This is a genomic window from Acinetobacter sp. YH12058, assembly GCF_013419805.1.
Taxonomy (GTDB): Bacteria; Pseudomonadota; Gammaproteobacteria; order Pseudomonadales; family Moraxellaceae; genus Acinetobacter; species Acinetobacter towneri.
This window is the reverse complement of record NZ_VOZL01000061.1, coordinates 1-1,224: the sequence shown is the minus strand read 5'-3', so window position 1 is coordinate 1,224 and position 1,224 is coordinate 1. Positions and strand designations below refer to the sequence as shown.

Below are 1,224 nucleotides of genomic sequence, written 5' to 3'. Positions count from 1 at the left end.
ATCGCATACAGTGTTCTCAGCTTGCCATACTGCTTTTGCCACAGCATGTGGAACACATCTTCAAGTAAATAAAGAAAATCTTGGCCGCGTAATGGCGTATTTTTTAGAATAATTTCGGCTTGTTCTAAAGCTTCGGCGGTCGGTTGTTCAGGTGTTTCATGAAAACTAAAACGATGCTGCCGCGCTAAAATTTGGGCATCATTCAGACAATATTGTTGCCATTCTATCGATGACATTTGATTAGGAGGTTCAGCACTCTGACGACAAATAATCACTTTCAGTGGTTTAATTTCATCACTGAGAATTTCTTCTAATTGAGGCAGTTGCTGCGCAGCCAAATAGCTATAAACATCATCCAGTCGAAGATAAACACTCAGACCTTGTTCCGTGGGTAACACCGCTTGTCGGGTCGGTTTCTGATAAAACCAACTCGATCGGATTGGATCGAACCAACGGCGTAACAGTGACATGCGTTTTTTGCCTCAAAATGATGAATTGTGCCGAACCTGCCAGCACATGCTTAAAATTCAACTTCTATTATGAAGCTGTTTTAAATGAGATATAAGCCTTGTGCAAAACTTATATCAAGTCAGGGCTGAATGTTCAATGTTTAACAATGGATTAGACGTCTAGATTTAGGTCAGTCACCGCACCTTTTTCCGCACCAGAGGTCAACTTGGCAAATTTAGCCAAAGCGCCGTGGGTATAGTTGGGTTTCGGTTTGACCCAGGCCGCGCGACGTGCAGCAATTTCATCCTCAGCCACATGCCAAGTCATTTCACGGGTTTCAGCGTTAATTGAAATTTTATCGCCGTTTTTAACCAAGCCAATTGGGCCTCCTTCATAGGCTTCTGGTGTCACATGCCCAATCACAAAACCATGGCTGCCGCCCGAGAAACGCCCATCAGTCAACAGTGCAACAGATTGGCCTAGACCTTTACCAATAATCGCTGAAGTCGGTTTTAACATTTCCGGCATACCCGGCCCGCCTTTCGGCCCAACACCGCGGATCACCACCACTTCACCTTCTTGTACTTCGCCATCTAAAATACCGCGCATGGCACCCTGCTCACCCTCAAATACCCGCGCAGGCCCCTCAAAATACAGCCCTTCTTTACCGGTAATTTTAGCCACTGCACCCGTCGGCGACAAATTTCCTTTGAGTACCACCAAATGTGAATCCTTTTTAATTGGCGCATCAAACGGCAAAATAATTTGCTGTCC

The 1,224-nt window shown here is 45.3% G+C and carries 1 protein-coding gene and 1 pseudogene; both read right to left on the bottom strand.

Going from position 1 to position 1,224, the window contains the following annotated elements:
• Positions 1–470: pseudogene (locus FTU09_RS13680) on the bottom strand (hypothetical protein); the annotation flags it as partial.
• A gap of 151 nt (positions 471–621) precedes the next feature.
• The coding region (locus FTU09_RS13675) for a dihydroxy-acid dehydratase (protein ID WP_180080585.1) at positions 622–1,224 on the bottom strand (603 nt) is incomplete at its 5' end.